At 64.2% G+C, this 15,213-nt stretch carries 13 protein-coding genes and 1 tRNA gene; 9 read left to right on the top strand and 5 right to left on the bottom strand.

What is annotated here, in order from left to right; all coding sequences use genetic code 11:
- Positions 1–93 precede the first annotated feature (93 nt).
- Positions 94–669, top strand: coding sequence for a TetR/AcrR family transcriptional regulator (locus tag IC761_RS32420; protein ID WP_195800691.1), 576 nt, complete (start codon positions 94–96; stop codon positions 667–669).
- A gap of 246 nt (positions 670–915) precedes the next feature.
- Here the strand turns inward: IC761_RS32420 and IC761_RS32425 are convergent.
- A tRNA-Val gene (locus IC761_RS32425) sits at positions 916–990 on the bottom strand.
- 74 nt (positions 991–1,064) lie between these two features.
- On the bottom strand, positions 1,065–1,424 hold the full coding sequence (gene cpdR, locus IC761_RS32430; RefSeq protein ID WP_007597092.1) for a cell cycle two-component system response regulator CpdR: 360 nt from the start codon (positions 1,422–1,424) through the stop codon (positions 1,065–1,067).
- A 373-nt stretch (positions 1,425–1,797) separates the two neighbouring features.
- On the opposite strand from cpdR, the gene IC761_RS32435 reads away from it, so the two are divergent.
- The 3 genes from IC761_RS32435 (at position 1,798) to IC761_RS32445 (ending at position 4,978) form a co-directional block, all read left to right on the top strand.
- Positions 1,798–2,688, top strand: coding sequence for an N-formylglutamate amidohydrolase (locus IC761_RS32435; protein WP_195800692.1), 891 nt, complete (start codon positions 1,798–1,800; stop codon positions 2,686–2,688).
- 524 nt (positions 2,689–3,212) lie between these two features.
- Positions 3,213–3,995, top strand: coding sequence for a histidinol-phosphatase (hisN, locus tag IC761_RS32440; RefSeq protein ID WP_195800693.1), 783 nt, complete (start codon positions 3,213–3,215; stop codon positions 3,993–3,995).
- 17 nt (positions 3,996–4,012) lie between these two features.
- Positions 4,013–4,978, top strand: a complete 966-nt coding sequence (locus IC761_RS32445) for a Bug family tripartite tricarboxylate transporter substrate binding protein (RefSeq protein WP_195800694.1) — start codon at positions 4,013–4,015, stop codon at positions 4,976–4,978.
- 11 nt (positions 4,979–4,989) lie between these two features.
- Here the strand turns inward: IC761_RS32445 and IC761_RS32450 are convergent, their stop codons facing one another.
- Positions 4,990–5,880, bottom strand: a complete 891-nt coding sequence (locus IC761_RS32450; protein ID WP_195800695.1) for a LysR family transcriptional regulator — start codon at positions 5,878–5,880, stop codon at positions 4,990–4,992.
- Between the two features lie 101 nt (positions 5,881–5,981).
- Between IC761_RS32450 and IC761_RS32455 the strand changes: the two genes are divergently transcribed.
- On the top strand, positions 5,982–6,734 hold the full coding sequence (locus tag IC761_RS32455; RefSeq protein ID WP_195800696.1) for a sulfite exporter TauE/SafE family protein: 753 nt from the start codon (positions 5,982–5,984) through the stop codon (positions 6,732–6,734).
- 6 nt (positions 6,735–6,740) lie between these two features.
- Here the strand turns inward: IC761_RS32455 and IC761_RS32460 are convergent, their stop codons facing one another.
- Complete coding sequence (locus IC761_RS32460) at positions 6,741–7,373, bottom strand: LysE family translocator (RefSeq protein WP_195800697.1); 633 nt, start codon at positions 7,371–7,373, stop codon at positions 6,741–6,743.
- Positions 7,374–7,599: 226 nt separating this feature from the next.
- Here IC761_RS32460 and IC761_RS32465 point away from each other — a divergent pair, with 226 nt between their 5' ends.
- Both IC761_RS32465 and IC761_RS32470 read left to right on the top strand, forming a co-directional pair.
- Positions 7,600–9,387 (top strand): adenylate/guanylate cyclase domain-containing protein, encoded by a 1,788-nt coding sequence (locus IC761_RS32465; protein ID WP_195800698.1) that lies wholly within the window; start codon positions 7,600–7,602, stop codon positions 9,385–9,387.
- Positions 9,388–9,568: 181 nt separating this feature from the next.
- Positions 9,569–12,289 carry a di-heme-cytochrome C peroxidase gene (locus tag IC761_RS32470; RefSeq protein ID WP_195800699.1) on the top strand — a complete coding sequence of 907 codons (2,721 nt, stop codon included), beginning with the start codon at positions 9,569–9,571 and terminating at the stop codon, positions 12,287–12,289.
- Positions 12,290–12,435: 146 nt separating this feature from the next.
- Here the strand turns inward: IC761_RS32470 and IC761_RS32475 are convergent, their stop codons facing one another.
- The gene (locus IC761_RS32475; protein ID WP_195800700.1) at positions 12,436–13,383 is read right to left on the bottom strand and encodes an alpha/beta hydrolase; all 948 of its coding nucleotides are present in this window, start codon (positions 13,381–13,383) and stop codon (positions 12,436–12,438) included.
- 207 nt (positions 13,384–13,590) lie between these two features.
- Here IC761_RS32475 and IC761_RS32480 point away from each other — a divergent pair, with 207 nt between their 5' ends.
- Both IC761_RS32480 and IC761_RS32485 read left to right on the top strand, forming a co-directional pair.
- Entirely contained in the window at positions 13,591–14,052 is a 462-nt protein-coding gene (locus tag IC761_RS32480; RefSeq protein ID WP_195800701.1) for an Hsp20 family protein, read from the top strand.
- A 325-nt stretch (positions 14,053–14,377) separates the two neighbouring features.
- On the top strand, positions 14,378–15,148 hold the full coding sequence (locus tag IC761_RS32485) for an alpha/beta fold hydrolase (RefSeq protein ID WP_195800702.1): 771 nt from the start codon (positions 14,378–14,380) through the stop codon (positions 15,146–15,148).
- Positions 15,149–15,213 lie beyond the last annotated feature (65 nt).

The following is a 15,213-nucleotide window of genomic DNA, read 5'->3' on the forward strand; positions in this document are numbered from 1 at the left end:
GAATAGGAGGAAGGTCAACGAATCCGCCGGATTGCTCCGGTCACGTCTCCTTGAGGACTTAACTTCCGCAGCCGGAGTGCATAAACAGGTTGGATGGCAAGACCACGCAGTTTCGATCCCGACGACGTCCTCGAAGTCGCGCGCGAGGTGTTCTTGCGCAAGGGCTACCAGGCGGCGTCGCTCGACGAGATCACGGCGGCGAGCGGCATCGCCAAGCCGAGCCTCTATGCGGCGTTCGGCGACAAGAGCGCGCTGTTCCTGCGCGTGCTCGATCGCTATCACGACCGCATCCTCGGCTGGGCGGAGCGCGTCCTGGCCCAGCCTGGCCCGGCCCGCGACGCGATCCGGCAATGGCTCACCGGCTTCGTGCCGTATTGCTCCGGCGCCAAGGGATCGCGGGGCTGCCTGTCGATCAACTCGGCGACCGACGGGTCGCTCGACCAGGCAGAAATCCGCAAGAGCATCGAGCGCTACAACAGACGGCTCGAGCAGCTGTTGCGCGCGCGCCTGCATGCCGACCGGACGCAGTTCAGGAAGGGCTTTGATCCCGATCTCACGGCACACACGATCATGGTGGTGCACACGGGATTGATGACGCTCGCGCATCAGGGGTCCGACGCGAAGCAGGTTCAGGCCGTGATCGACCAGGTGATGACCCTGCTGGCTTGAAAAGGGCGAGGCGCGATGCCGAAGCCGGTCGGGACCTCACGCTTCGCTTGATCCGGACTACGCGCTGTTCCAGCGAAGCGGAGCAAGGCGCCCCAGTCCGTCTACGCTCTTCGAGCTACGCCGGACACGCTTGGCATTGAGATGAATTGGATCGTGGCTTGCCTAGCCGAAGCTCGCGGCGGCAGCCCGCCTGCGCCCTTTGGGCTTCGGCGTGGCATCCTTCACTCGGCTATCGCGAGCGAAGGATGGTGGGCACGACAGGGATCGAACCTGTGACCCCTACCATGTCAAGGTAGTGCTCTCCCGCTGAGCTACGTGCCCTAGAGGTCATTAAAATCGGGTGGGGTCCCTATAACGGCTCAGGGGACCCGGCGCAAGGACACTCGACAGCCGATTTAGGCCGCCAGCATCTTGTTCACTTCGCTCACCAATTCGCGCAGGTGAACGGGTTTCGACAGTACCTTGGCGTTCTTTGGGGCGTCCGAATCCGAGTTCAGTGCGACCGCTGCAAAGCCGGTGATGAACATGATCTTGATGTCGGGATCGAGTTCCGAGGCCCGGCGCGCGAGCTCGATACCGTCCATCTCCGGCATCACGATGTCGGTGAGCAGCATCTCGAATGGCTCTTCGCGCAACCGCTGATAGGCGGCCATGCCGTTGTCGTGCGAGGAGACCTGAAAACCGGCGTTTTCCAGCGCCTTGACCAGGAAACGGCGCATGTCGTTGTCGTCTTCGGCGAGCAGGATCTTTGGCATGGCAGGAACGTTGAATCCCCAAGGGCAATCACAAGACGATCACAAGGCATCGGCAGAGGTCACTAAGCCCGACAGACGGTAAATTTCGGGTGAAAATCTTTACCCTGGGCGGCTTGCGCGACCGGCTCTTTGTGAACCGGAACGGGCCCCAAATCAATCGAGCCGCGCCGCCAAATCCGCAGGCAGATGCCCGCAGGGTTAAGACGTGTTCCAGTGCCGATCACACTTTTTCGCTTGGCAGAATGATTGCGATTCCGGACAATGACGACACATAAGAGCCGTTCGACCGGCCGAATCACTTTGATCCGGACCTTGCCGGATGCTGCGGCACCACGGGACGAAGCCTGAGAATTTAGGGACGAAGCCTGAGAAGATGACCCGGTTTGACGGCGACGTGTCGCCAGCCTTCGAGATCGTAGAGCCCGCCGAATGGCGCGCGCCTGTGATTTTCAACTCGCCCCATTCCGGCTCGACCTACCCGGACGAGTTCCTGAACGCCTCGCGGATCGATTTGCCGACGCTGCGGCGCTCGGAAGATTCCTTCATGGACGAGCTGATCGGCCATTTGAGCGAGCGCGGCTTTCCGACCGTGCGGGTCAACTTTCCCCGCTCCTATGTCGACGTCAATCGCGAGCCCTATGAGCTCGATCCCCGCATGTTCACCGGCCGACTGCCGAGCTTTGCCAATACCCGCTCGATGCGCGTCGCGGGTGGGCTCGGCACCATCCCGCGCGTGGTCGGCGACGGCCAGGAGATCTATCGCGACCGCATCCTGGTCGATGACGCGCTGGCGCGGATCGAGACGCTGTACAAGCCCTACCATCGCGCCCTGCGCCGGCTGATCAACAAGGTGCACCAGATGTTCGGCACCGTGGTGCTGGTCGATTGCCACTCGATGCCCTCGGTCGGCGTCAGCAGAGACGAGCCGCGCCGGCCCGACGTCGTGATCGGCGACCGTTACGGCACGAGCTGCACGCCGCTATTGCCCGACCGGGTCGAGGAGACCATGAGCGGGCTCGGCTATTCGATCGGCCGCAACAAGCCCTATGCCGGCGGCTTCATCACCGAGCATTACGGCAATCCGGCGAGCGGGCTGCATGCGGTGCAGCTCGAACTCAACCGCGCGATCTACATGGACGAGCGGCGGCGCGAGCGCGGTCAGCGCTTTGCGCAAGTGGCAAACGACTTCGCAGTGCTCGCCGACGTGCTGGCCACGACGATTCCGTTCGGCGATCTCGGCCCGTTCCAGGCCGCGGCGGAATAAACGCTCAGTTTTTCCAACGATCGCGTCGCGCGCGATTGGCGCGAACAGGTTTTCACTTCGCATCAACGCGCGCATGAAAATGAAAACCGAGAGCCAAAGAAAAAGGGCCGCTTCTGATGAAGAAGCGGCCCAAGTCTAGGGAGGAAACGCCCAAGGAGGGCAGCGGTAACGCAGAGCGCTACCGCACCGCAACAATATGCGGCCGCGACGCACAAAGTGCAAGGGCTTTCGAGCCGTTTCCCATGCAAAACGCACATAGCTCAATTGCTTTAAAAGAAACCCAGATTCAGTTTCTTTGATAAGGAAATTCAATGGGTTGATAGTCATTTGCATACGAACAAGGCATGGTCGGAACTAAGCTTTCAACTCTATGATCGATATTTGGCCAGCAGATGGCTCGGATGAGGCAGTGTCACGCCGCATTCAAAATACCAGGGTGCAAGATTAAGACAGCGCTGCCCGTCTCCGGCGATTTGAGCTAGGCAGAGGCGAACTTCACCCGACTTTCGTTTTGAGGATGTGCCGTGACGGTGATCGACTTCTCAGCCTTCATCGGACGGCTTGCCACCGCCTCCGGCGAAACCATTTTGCCGTTCTTCCGCACCTCGCTGTCGATCGACGACAAGAGCAAGACGAAAGATTTCGATCCCGTCACCGAAGCCGACCGCGCCGCGGAAGCGGTGATGCGGCGGCTGATCAAGGCCAACTTTCCCCAGCATGGCATCGTCGGCGAGGAATTCGGCAATGAGCGCGAGGACGCCGACTATGTCTGGGTGCTCGACCCCATCGACGGCACAAAATCCTTCATTGGCGGCTTTCCGATCTGGGGCACGCTGATCGCGCTGCTGCACAAGGGCACGCCGGTGTTCGGCATGATGCATCAGCCCTTCATCGGCGAGCGCTTTTCCGGCGACAACGGCTCGGCCAACTATAAAGGCCCCTCCGGCGAGCGCCGGCTCCAGGTCCGCCGCTGCGCCTCGCTGTCGGAGGCGACGACCTACACCACCAGCCCGTTGCTGATGAACGAGCGCGATCGCGGCATTTTCGGACGAGTTGAGAAAGGCGTGCGGCTGTCGCGCTATGGCGGCGACTGCTACTCCTATTGCATGCTGGCCGCCGGCCACGTCGATCTCGTGGTCGAGACCGAGCTGAAGCCTTACGATATCGCAGCGCTGATCCCGATCGTGACCGGCGCCGGCGGCGTCGTCACCACCTGGGAAGGCAAGCCCGCACAGGGCGGCGGCCGCATCATCGCCGCCGGCGATGCGCGGGTTCACCAAGAAGCACTGAAACTGCTCAACGGATAAGCGACAGAGGGGCCTGCATGAAAAAACGCCGCTCGCTCCTCCTTGCCATCCTGCTGCTGGTATCGACGGTCGCGTCCGCGCAGAATTTCCCGGCCAAACCGGTCAAGCTGATCGTGCCGTTTCCGGCCGGCGGGCCCAACGACATCATCGCGCGCGTGATCGGCCAGCGCATGTCGGAACTGGCGGGCCAGCCGGTGCTGATCGACAATCGCGGCGGCCAGGGCGGCGTGCTCGGCACCGACGCGGTCGCCAAGAGCGCGCCCGACGGCTACACCATTGCGATCTCCTCTGCGGGCGCGCTCGCGATCAGCCCGAGCATGGAGAAGGTCGCCTACGACACGCTCGCCGATCTCGCCCCGGTGACACTGGTCGCAACCGTACCGGAAATGCTGGTTGTGGCGACCAACGTGCCCGCCAAGGACATCGGCGAATTGATCGCGCTGGCGAAAGCGCAGCCGGGAAAGCTCAACTTCGCCTCCTCCGGCCCCGGCAGCCTGCCGCACCTCGCCGGTGAATTGTTCAAGCTGACGGCCAAGATCGACATCGTGCACGTGCCCTATCGCGGTGCAGCTCCTGCGGTGAACGATCTCTTGGGTCAGCAGGTGCAGATGACGTTTTTGGATCTCCCGGTGCTGCTGCCGCAGGTCAAGGCGAGCGCATTGCGGCCGATCGCAGTCGGCTCGGCGGAGCGCGCCCCGACCGCGCCTGACGTGCCGACCACGAAGGAAGCGGGCTTTCCCGATCTGCGCATCGAGAACTGGTACGGCATGGTGGCGCCGAAGGGCACGCCGAAGGAGATCGTGACCGCGCTGCATGATCTCGCGACAAAGGCGATGGCGGATCCGGCCGTGAAGGAAAAGCTCGCAGCCCAGGGCGCGACGCTGATCGGCGACGAGCCGGAGCATTTTCGCAGTTTCATCGCGGATGAGACCAGGAAGTGGGCGCAGGTGATCAAGGACGCCGGCGTCGAGACGGCAAAGTAGCTCTACCCCCCTCACACCGCCTCCGCCCGCAAATGCTCCACCAGCATCTTCGCCGGCCTTGGCAGCGTCTTGAAACTCCTCGCGCAGATCACCAGCCTCCGGTTGGCCCAGGCGTCGCGCAGGCGGACCATGGCGAGCGGCATCAGCTTGGCGCAACGGCGGGCGGCGGCTTCGGGCACCAGGGCGACGCCGACGTCGGCGGCGACCATCTGGCAGATCGCGTCGAAGTCGCGCAGCCGCGCGCGGAAATGCGGGCGCATACCGAGCCGTGCCGCATGCTTGGAGATATGGACCTGAAGTGCGGTCGCGCTGGTCAGCCCGACGAAATCGCAAGCGCCCGCCTCCTGGAAGTCGATCCGGCGGCGGCCGGCGAACGGGCCGCGACGCGATGTCACCAGCGTCAATCGATCCTCGCTGAACGGGAAGCGCTCGATATGATCCGGCAGCGCGTGCTCGGCGGCGAAGCCGAGATCGGCGGCGCCCGCGGTGATCGCGGCGGCAATGTCGGTGCTCTCGCGCTCCTCGATGTCGATGGCGACATCGCGATGCTCGCGCAGGAAGCCGGCCAGCGCCTTGGGCAGGTGCTCGGAGAGACCCGAGGTGTTGGCGAGGAAATGCACGCTGGCGCGCACGCCGCTGGCAAAGCCGGCGAGATCGCCGCGCATGGCATCGACCTGGTGGATCACAAGCCGCGCATGATCGAGCAGGCTCTCGCCCGCCGCGGTCAACTCGACGCCGCGGCGGCCGCGCTTCAAGAGCGCGACGCCGAGCGCGTCCTCGAGCCCCTTGATCCGCGCGCTGGCCGAGGCCAAAGCCAGGTTCGACCGCTCCGCACCGCGGGTGATGCTGCGCTGGTCTGCGACCGCGATGAAGAGCTGGAGGTCGACGAGGTCGAAACGCATGGTGGATCTCCTGCTTCCGGCGTCCAGCCTTCGTTTGTGGCGAAGGCTGCCTCCGTAACCTCCAGATTGTGCCGGAGCGCGGCTTCGGTCAATGTGCCGGCATGATCGACCCGCTTCTCATCCTCATCGCCGCCGTCTTCCTGATCGCCGGATTCGTCAAGGGCGTGGTCGGGCTCGGCCTGCCGACCGTCTCCATGGGCCTGCTCGCCGTGAGCATGGCGCCGGGGCGCGCGATCGCCATCGTGATCGTGCCCGCCATCGTCACCAACATCTGGCAGACTTTCGTCGGCCCACATTTGCGCGACATCCTCAAGCGGCTGTGGCCGCTGATGATCGGCACCGTGATCGGCTGCTGGCTCAATGCCGGCGCACTGACCGGCCCCTATGCGCGCTACGGCACGGTGGTGCTCGGCGTGCTGCTCGTCCTCTATGCGCTGATCGGTCTCAGCAAGTTTCAGGTCCGCGTCGCGCCGCAGAACGAGAAATGGGTCGGCGGCGTGGTCGGCGTCGTCACCGGCATGATCTCGGCCTCGACCGGCGTGCAGGTGATTCCCTCGATGCCGTTCATGCAGGCAATCGGCATGGAGAAGGACGAACTGGTGCAGGCACTCGGCGTGTTCTTCACCACCGCGACACTGGCGCTGGCCTTCAACCTCACCGCCGGCGGCCTGCTCACGCCGGCCAACGCCGTGCCGGGCGCGATCGCCATGGCCTGCGCCTTTGTCGGCATGTTCATCGGCCAATCGGTGCGGGCGAAAATGCCGGCCGAAGCGTTTCGCCGCTGGTTCCTGGTCGCGATGATCCTGCTCGGCGTCTATCTCACCGGCAGCGCGCTGCTGAAAGAGTTCATGTAGCGAAGGCTACCGCGTCTCCAGCATGGCGACGCGGATGCCGAGATAGATGAAGAGGCCACCAAGCGCCCGGTTGACCCAGGCCATCACGCCTTCAGACCGCCTCAGCCGATGCGCGGCCCTGGCCGCGAACGCCGCTAGCACGAGGCACCACAATGTTCCCGTAAAGATGAAGATCAGGCCGAGCGTCAGAAAGGCGAGCGGCTTGTGCGCAGAGTCAGCTGCGACGAATTGCGGCAGGAAGGCCAGGAAGAACAGCGCGACCTTGGGATTGAGCGCATTGGTGAAGACGCCCTGCAGGAACACCCGCCGCGGCGAACTCCGCGCCGGTTCGTCCTTGATCGCTGCGAGTGCCGGCTTCGACCACAGCATCTGAAGCCCGGTCACGACGAGATAGGCGGCGCCGACCAGCTTCAGGATCGAAAACGCAGTAGACGAGGCCATCAGCAGGGCCGAAAGGCCGATCGCGGCGCCCGCGACGTGGAAAAAGCAGCCGCAACTGATGCCCAGGGTGGCCGCGGCCCCGCCGCGCCAGCCCATCTGCATGCTGCGGCCGATCACATAGACCGTATCGGGCCCCGGCGTGATGTTGAGCAGCACGCCGGACAGGATGAACAGCCAGATTTCGTGAATGCCGAGCATACCAAGGCCCCCGCCGCCCGGCCGGGCGGTCCCAAGCGATCGGGCTTAGTCGGTTCGCTCCTCCCCGTCCACCGCCGGAATTGCTGAGGATTTGCATCGAATTTGCAATGCGGATCATACTTTCGTTCGGCATCATCTGCTCTATAAGGGTCGGATTCTTGAAATGCGGGATTCGCGGGCCGCTGCTGCGCCGTGGCAGGTCCCGCTCCCTTGGAGCCCCGAGGATATGGAAAGACGTCTGGCCGCCATCGTCTGCGCCGATGTCGCCGGCTATTCCCGGATGATGGGCAGTGACGAGGCCGGCACCCATGCCGCCTTCAAGGCGCATCGCAGTGCGATCCACCCGATCATCCTCAACCATGGCGGCCGCGTCGTGAAGAACACTGGCGACGGCTTCCTGCTGGAGTTCCCCTCCATCGTTGGCGCCGCCGAGGCCGCGATCGCCATGCAGGTGCTGATGGCGGAGCGCAACCATCATCTGCCCGCCGACCGCGCCATGCAGTTCCGGCTCGGCATCCATATGGGTGACGTCATCGCCGACGAGGACGAGGTGTTCGGTGACGATGTCAACATCGCCGTCCGCCTCGAATCGGTGGCGAGCCCCGGCGGGTTCGCGATCTCGGCCAAGGCCTATAGCGAGGCGAGCAAGCATCTCACCGTGCCGCTCAGCGACGCCGGCAATCACCGCTTCAAGAACATCAGGGATCCGGTCGGGGTCTGGACCTGGGTGCCCGAGGGCGCACCGGTGCTGGCGCCCGAGCTGAAGGAAGCCTCCGCGCTGTCCCGAACCGCGATCGTCGGCGTGCTGCCCTTTGCCAATCTCAGCGACGCCCAGGACGAATATTTCTCCGACGGCCTGACCGAGGATCTGATCCACGCGCTGTCGCTGCAATCCTTCTACCGCGTGCTGAGCCGCAACTCGACCTTCGCCTTCAAGGGCAAGAATGCCGGTACCCGGCTGATCGCGCGCGAGATCGACGCGACCTATCTGATCCAGGGCTCGGTGCGCCGCGCCGGTGCCAAGATCCGCGTCACCGCCGAGCTGATCGCGCCGGAGACCGGCGAGCAGCTCTGGACCGGCCGCTACGACCGCGACATCGGCGATCTCTTCGCGATGCAGGACGAGATCACGACCAATCTGTCCGCGGCGATCGCCACCGAGATCGTCCGGGCCGAGGCCTCCGCGCCCGCGCGCCCGACCACCGACGTGACGGCCTGGGACCGCTTCCTGAAAGGTCTGTCGCACTACTACCGGCAGACCAAGGAAGATCTGGATGCGGCGGTCAGCCTGTTCCGGGAGGCCATCGCGCTCGATCCAAAGCTGTCGATCGCGCACGCTTATCTCGCCACGATCCAGATCCAGAGCATCCAGTTCGGCTGGGTCAAGGGCACGCGCGAGATGTGGGCGGAGGCGATGGGCCTGGCTGAGACCAGCGTCCGGCTCGATCCGCGCTCGTCCTTTGCGTTCTCGATCCTGTCCTGGGCGCACGCGATGGAAGGCCATGACGAGGCGGCGATGGACGCCGCCAAGCGCGCGGTCGCGCTCAACCCCTATGACATGGGCGCGCGCGGCGTGCTCGGCATCTGCCATTTCGTCATCGGCGAGCACCGCCAGGCGATCGAGCTGTTCTCGATGGCCGCCCAGCGCGACAACAGCGACCCGCGCTATCAATGGGCGGCGCTGAACGCCTTCAGCCATTATCTCGTCGGTCAATATGACGCGACGCTGTCGTGGGCCCGCGAGCAGCTCTACGTCAACCCGAACCACATGCAGGCCCTGGCGATCCGCGTCGCGGCATTGGCGCAGCTCGGGCGGACCGCCGAGGCGATCGAAGCGACCTCCGTGCTGATGGGCAATTACCCGACCCTCAACGTCGATCGTCACTTGCGGAATTTTCACTGGAAGCGGCCAGAGGACATCGCGCATTACCGCGAGGGGCTCCTGAAGGCAGGTGTGCCGCCGACCAAGCTCACGCTGGTCCAGAGCGACGTCAAGCGCGCCGCCGAATCCTGAAGAGTAAGCGAGCGCTGTGATCTCAGCGCCCGGCTTTATTGACACCACAGTGAATTCGGCCACACTTCATCACACGCCGAAGTAGCATAATCTCCCCGCGTCCGCTGTCTGTTTGTTAGGACTTTCCGCGCCTGATCGGCGCGGCTGTTTTTCGCGATTCGTTTGTTTCAGGACTTTGCTGATGGATAATCCCCACAAGAAGCCCTACGTCCCCTCGATCGAGGTCTCGGCCAACAATCCCTGCCCGTTCCTGCGCGGCCTCGTCGGCGAAGGCTTCGTCGACGGCGGAACGGTGCCGCTCACCACGCTGTCGCAGACGATTGCGAATGCGAGCGGTGAGAAGGGGCTGAAAAAAGTGTCGGCCCGGATTCAGGTCCGCGGGGTGGCCCTGATCGCCAACGGCTTCGGTCACATCCTGAGGAGCATCTGGTCGGGCGCGCAACTCGATGCGCTGCGCGGCGGTCCGCTGGACAAGCTCGGCGCCGGCTCGCGCATCCTCGGCGTCGACGGCAAGGTCAACGAGGACGAGATCGCGCGCCTTGCGAGCTTCGGCCGGAGCTACACCGATCCGAACGGCGGCGGCAGCGAGCCCGGCCTCAACGCCGCCGAAATCGACATCTTCATGCGCGACAACCTCAAGCGCGCAGGCCACGCCGCGCGCTGGTACTACCCGCTGCTGATGAAGTTCGAGTGGCCGATCCTGCTGAAGATCATGGGCAAGGTCGACGGCAAGGGCGACCGCTATCTCAGCATCGCCGACGTGCGGACGCTGTTCAACGCGCGCCAGTTCCCCGATCGCATCAACCGGCGGATCGTGTCGCAGCCATTGCTGTCGGCCTGCGCGCTCAGGTTTCGCTGGGCGCTGGGGCTCGCAGCGCTGCTTCTCGCGGTCGGTGTAGCGGCTTTGGTCGCGGTCGCCGAATTCCCCAACCAGGTTCGCGCCATGCTGCCGCAGAAAGGGATTCTTGCGCAGCTGATTCCGCCGCCTTTGCCGAAACTCCCGGAGACGACGGCCGCCTATTGGCTCGAGCAAAACTGGTCGCTGAAGGACCGGCACTGGTTCCATCACGCGAGCCAGGGCACCGCGACCTTCCCGGTGCCCTATAACTGGTTCATGGCGCTGGAGCAGCCGCGGCTTCGGCTGGTCTCGCGGCCGGGCATGTTGAGCGACAGCGCTTACCTCGAGCGCTTCGGCTTCATCCCGAGCCCAAAATCGATCCAGACCGACGCCACCACGCTTCGCCACTTCGGCTATGCCAATGTCTACGACACGACGCAGCCACCGGACTGGTCGACCCGATGGACGGCGGCGGAGAATGTCGACGGCCTGCCGGTCGGCTTCGCGCGGATGACCGGCGTGGTCGATCCCGCGACCGGCCGCCGCGAAGCGGACAAGATCGGCCTGACCTGCGCGGCCTGCCACACCGGCCAGATCCATTACAAAGGCATCGACGTGCGCTTCGACGGCGGGCCGGCCATGACCGACCTGAAGAAGCTCGAGCTCACGACCGGCCTGTCGATTGCCTACACGCTTTATGTGCCGTTCCGCTTCCAGCGCTTTGCCGATCGCGTGCTCGGCTCTGATGCCAGCAAGGCGGATCGCGATGCGCTCAAGCAGCAGCTGGGCGCAATCGGCAAATTCCTGATCGACTGGCAGACCAGGTACGACGACACGGTCCACGGCAAGAAGCAGGCGGACACCGAGGAAGGCTTCGGCCGCCTCGATGCCCTCAACCGCATCGGCAATCAGGTCTTCTCGCAGGATTTCGCGTTGAGCGGGGTTAAAGGCTTCGAAAAGAACCTGCATGCCCAGGACGCGCCGGTCAGCTACCCCGCGATCTGGACCGTGCCGTGGTTCAAATTCGCCCAGTACGACGCCTCGATCGAGCAGCCCCTGATCCGCAACGCCGGTGAAGGGCTGGGCGTGACGGCGCTGCTCAATCTCTCCGACGCCTATCCCGAAGACAGGTTGCTCCGGTCCTCGGTCCATATCAGGACGCTCGGCTGGATCGAGGACCTGCTCAGAGGCTCCGATCCGTTCAAGATGGCCGATCCGAGCTTTAGCGGCCTGCTGGCGCCGAAATGGCCGTCGCAGATCCTCGACGATGCATGGAAACTGAAGCCGGATCGCGTTGAACGCGGCCGCGCGATCTACGCCGAGATGTGTTCGGGCTGCCATTTGCCGCCGGTCAACACCCCAGCCTTCTGGTCCTCCGGCCATTGGGAGCCGAGCGGCGACAGTAAGGTCCTGAACGCGGTGACGATCCCCACCGAGGAGATCAAGACGGACCCTCAACAGTCGCTCGTGCTCGGCAACAGGACGGTCGACGTGCCCGGCTTCCTGAAAGTGAATACGGCGGACCTGAAGACCTGGTGGCAATGCGACATCCCGACCGCGAGCTCGCCGACCGAGATGTCCTACGCGCTCGGCCTGATGACGGTCGTCGACCTCGTCGCCCGCAAATGGATGGACGACGAGAAGACTCCCGATGCCGAACGGGCGCAATTGTGGAATCTCGCGCGCAAGAACTGCCTCAACCCGGCGCCAGGGCCGCGCTACCGGGCGCGTCCGTTGAACGGCATCTGGGCCACCGCGCCCTATCTGCATAATGGCTCGGTACCCTCGCTGTACTGGCTCTTGAAGCCGCAGAACGAGCGCCCGACCAAGTTCTGCATGGGACGCCGCGACTACGATCCGGTGACGGTCGGCTTTGCGATCACCGCGGGCGAGCGGTGCAAGACCGGCGAAACGGAGTTCTCGGCGGGGATCACGGGCAACAGCGTGCTCGGCCATTCCTTCGAGCGCAAGGACGGCGAACCGAAACAGCCCGGCGTGATCGGCCGCATGTTCAAGGACGATTCCGAGCGCTACGATCTGATCGAGTACCTCAAGACGCTGTGAATTTCAGCTCTCCCCGTTGGCGGGGAGAGGGCAATATCCATCTACATCGTCATTGCGAGCGTGGCGAAGCAATCCAGACTGTCTCCGTGGAGGCAGCCTGGATTGCTTCGTTCGCAAGAGCTCCTCGCAATGACGAAGGATAGACCTCACCCGAACAGCGGTGTGCCCGGCACGAACGCATCGAAGGCGGCCCAGAACTGGGCGCGGTAGCGGTCCTGCTCCTGGAGGATCTCGTGCTTCGAGCCGGCGATCACGAGATGGGAGCCGGCGCGCAGATGATAGGCGAACTCCTCGATCGCGGCCGTGGAAACGACCGTGTCGTTGGAGGCCGCCAGCATCAGGATCGGCTGGCGGATCTCGGAGGGATAGCTCATGCCCTTGAAGGTGTGCATCGCGCGGAAGGCGGTATCGGCCCAGGCGACCGTCGGTGACGCCAGGCCGAGCGTCGGATCCTCCTCGAGGATCGCAGCATTACGCGCGTAGCGCACGGGATCGCTGGTCAGTGGATTGTTGATGAAGGGATTGAGCCCGGTGATGTGGTCGCTGCCGCCTGGGACATAACGACCGCCCTGCCCGGTCAGGCGCATCGTCTTGAGCAGCGCACGCACCGGAAACGAGGTGGCGCGGCCCGGCAGGTCGATCATCGGCGCCGACAGCACCATGCGGTCGAACCAGCGCTTTTGCGCATGCGCTACGCGCAGCATCACCGCACCGCCCATGGAATGGGCGAGCGCGAAGAAGGGCGGCGGGCAATCCGGCAGCACCACCTGCTGCACGAAGGCCTCCACGTCGATCTCGTAATCGGCGAAGTCGCGCACATAGCCCTTGCGCGGATCGCGCAGGCGACGCGACGAATGGCCCTGCCCCCGCCAGTCGAACGTCGCCACCGCAAAACCGCGGTCGCGCAGGTCGCGCACGGTCTCGAAATATTTCTCGATCTGCTCGCTGCGTCCGGTGAAGACGCAGACAGTGCCCTTGCGGTTCGCCGGCGGCGCCCAGCGCGCAAAACGCAGCTCGACGCCATCAGGCGTCTTGATGGTGCCGCTGACGACGTTTTCGGGCACGGGATTGGACGGAATCGAGACCAGCGTCATGGGGCGCGAAGTGCTGACAATCAAGGGGCGGAAGCGTTGAAAAGGCGCCAGTATCGCCCTCTTGAACGCAGTATCCCTGAACCCATATCACCATGGTGCAGGCCGCTACCAGTGTTTCGGAACCGGAACATCAGGCTGCACACAGACGAAAGCCCGGCCCGATCGGCGGGCGGGTTGCCAACCAGTCGCTCAATGGAGGACTTGACCATGCGTACCTACGATCTTACCCCGTTCTATCGTTCCACCGTCGGCTTTGACCGCCTCTTCAACCTGCTCGACCAGGCCGGTTCGGACGGCAGCCCCGGCTATCCCCCCTACAACATCGAGCGCACCGGCGAGGACGCCTACCGCATCACCGTCGCGGTCTCCGGCTTCTCCAAGGACGAGCTCTCTATCGTCGCGAAGGAAAACACGCTGACGATCAAGGGCGAGAAAGTCGCCAACGAGAACTCGAAATCCGAAGTGCTCTACCGCGGCATCGCAGCGCGCGCCTTCGAGCGCGCCTTCCAGCTTGCCGATTTCGTGCAGGTGAAGGACGCCTCGCTCGAGAACGGCCTGCTTCACGTCGACCTCGTGCGCGAGATTCCCGAGGCCAAGAAGCCGCGCCAGATCGCGATCAACAGCGGCGCATCGAGCGCGCAGGTGATCGAGAGCTCGGTCGCCGCCTAAGCACGTCGACAGCCATCAGGTTGCGAAAACGCCCCGGTGCCCCGGGGCGTTTTTTGTTTGGCGCGGCTCTCTCGCCGTCGTCGTCCCGGCGAAGGCCGGGACCCATACCGCGTGATCTATCGATCGATCGCTGTCTCCGTGCCACGGCAACTGCCAGTCCTCGCCAAACATCTCCCAGTGGTTATGGGTCCCGGCCTTCGCCGGGACGACACCGTTTGTTTGGAGTCCTTGCTGCAACGCATCACAGGCTGGTGAGCCGGCGTAACGCTGCCACCTCGCACTCCGTCCTTTGGGTATCGAGCCCAAAACAAGACGGAGAACGATCATGACTTTCTGGCGCAGCCTTTTCGTCGCTGCGAGCCTGCTGGCGGCCCCCATCAGCCTCGCTCACGCGCAGACGCCGCAGACGGTGAAGGCGAAGAACGTCGTGCTGGTGCACGGCGCCTGGGCTGACGGTTCGAGCTGGTCGGAGGTGATCCCGATCCTCCAGGCCGCCGGCCTGCACGTGACTGCCGTGCAGAATCCGCTGTCGTCGCTTGCCGACTCCGTCGAGGCGACCAAGCGCGCGCTGGCCGAGCAGGATGGACCGACCGTGCTGGTGGCGCATTCCTGGGGCGGCACCGTGATCAGCCAGGTCGGCACCGATCCGAAGGTCACCGGCCTCGTCTATGTCGCCGCGCGCGCCCCGGATGCGAACGAGGATTTCGTCGCGCTGTCGAAGCAGTTTCCAACCGGACCGGTTCGCGCCGGCATCGTTGAGCACGACGGCTACACCAAGCTTTCGGAAGATGCGTTCCTGAAATATTTCGCCAACGGCGTCGCGCCGGAACGCGCCAAGGAGCTTTATGCCGTGCAATGGCCGACGGCAGCCTCGATCTTCGCCGGCCGCACCACCGAGGCCGCCTGGCATTCGAGGCCGAGCTGGTACGCTGTGTCGAAGAACGACGGCACCATCAATCCTGATTTCGAACGCTTCCTCGCCAAGCGCATGAACGCAACCACGATCGAGCTCGACGCTGGCCACCTCTCGCTGGTGTCGCATCCGAAGGAAGTGGCGAATCTGATCCTGGAAGCGGCGGGCTACGGTCACAGCTGAGGGCAAGCTGCCTGACGCGAAAGGCGCCTGAGATCTCAGGCGCCTTTTGCTTTGCTCGCCTCCCT

The organism is Bradyrhizobium commune, from assembly GCF_015624505.1.
GTDB lineage: Bacteria > Pseudomonadota > Alphaproteobacteria > Rhizobiales > Xanthobacteraceae > Bradyrhizobium > Bradyrhizobium commune.

Bases quoted from the DNA above. Each gene is read 5' to 3' on its own strand.
- IC761_RS32420 (WP_195800691.1), top strand. From the start codon at position 94: ATGGCAAGACCACGCAGTTTCGATCCCGACGACGTCCTCGAAGTCGCG.
- cpdR (WP_007597092.1), bottom strand. From the start codon at position 1,424: ATGCCAAAGATCCTGCTCGCCGAAGACGACAACGACATGCGCCGTTTC.
- IC761_RS32435 (WP_195800692.1), top strand. From the start codon at position 1,798: ATGACCCGGTTTGACGGCGACGTGTCGCCAGCCTTCGAGATCGTAGAG.
- IC761_RS32445 (WP_195800694.1), top strand. From the start codon at position 4,013: ATGAAAAAACGCCGCTCGCTCCTCCTTGCCATCCTGCTGCTGGTATCG.
- IC761_RS32450 (WP_195800695.1), bottom strand. From the start codon at position 5,880: ATGCGTTTCGACCTCGTCGACCTCCAGCTCTTCATCGCGGTCGCAGAC.
- IC761_RS32455 (WP_195800696.1), top strand. From the start codon at position 5,982: ATGATCGACCCGCTTCTCATCCTCATCGCCGCCGTCTTCCTGATCGCC.
- IC761_RS32460 (WP_195800697.1), bottom strand. From the start codon at position 7,373: ATGCTCGGCATTCACGAAATCTGGCTGTTCATCCTGTCCGGCGTGCTG.
- IC761_RS32465 (WP_195800698.1), top strand. From the start codon at position 7,600: ATGGAAAGACGTCTGGCCGCCATCGTCTGCGCCGATGTCGCCGGCTAT.
- IC761_RS32470 (WP_195800699.1), top strand. From the start codon at position 9,569: ATGGATAATCCCCACAAGAAGCCCTACGTCCCCTCGATCGAGGTCTCG.
- IC761_RS32475 (WP_195800700.1), bottom strand. From the start codon at position 13,383: ATGACGCTGGTCTCGATTCCGTCCAATCCCGTGCCCGAAAACGTCGTC.
- IC761_RS32480 (WP_195800701.1), top strand. From the start codon at position 13,591: ATGCGTACCTACGATCTTACCCCGTTCTATCGTTCCACCGTCGGCTTT.
- IC761_RS32485 (WP_195800702.1), top strand. From the start codon at position 14,378: ATGACTTTCTGGCGCAGCCTTTTCGTCGCTGCGAGCCTGCTGGCGGCC.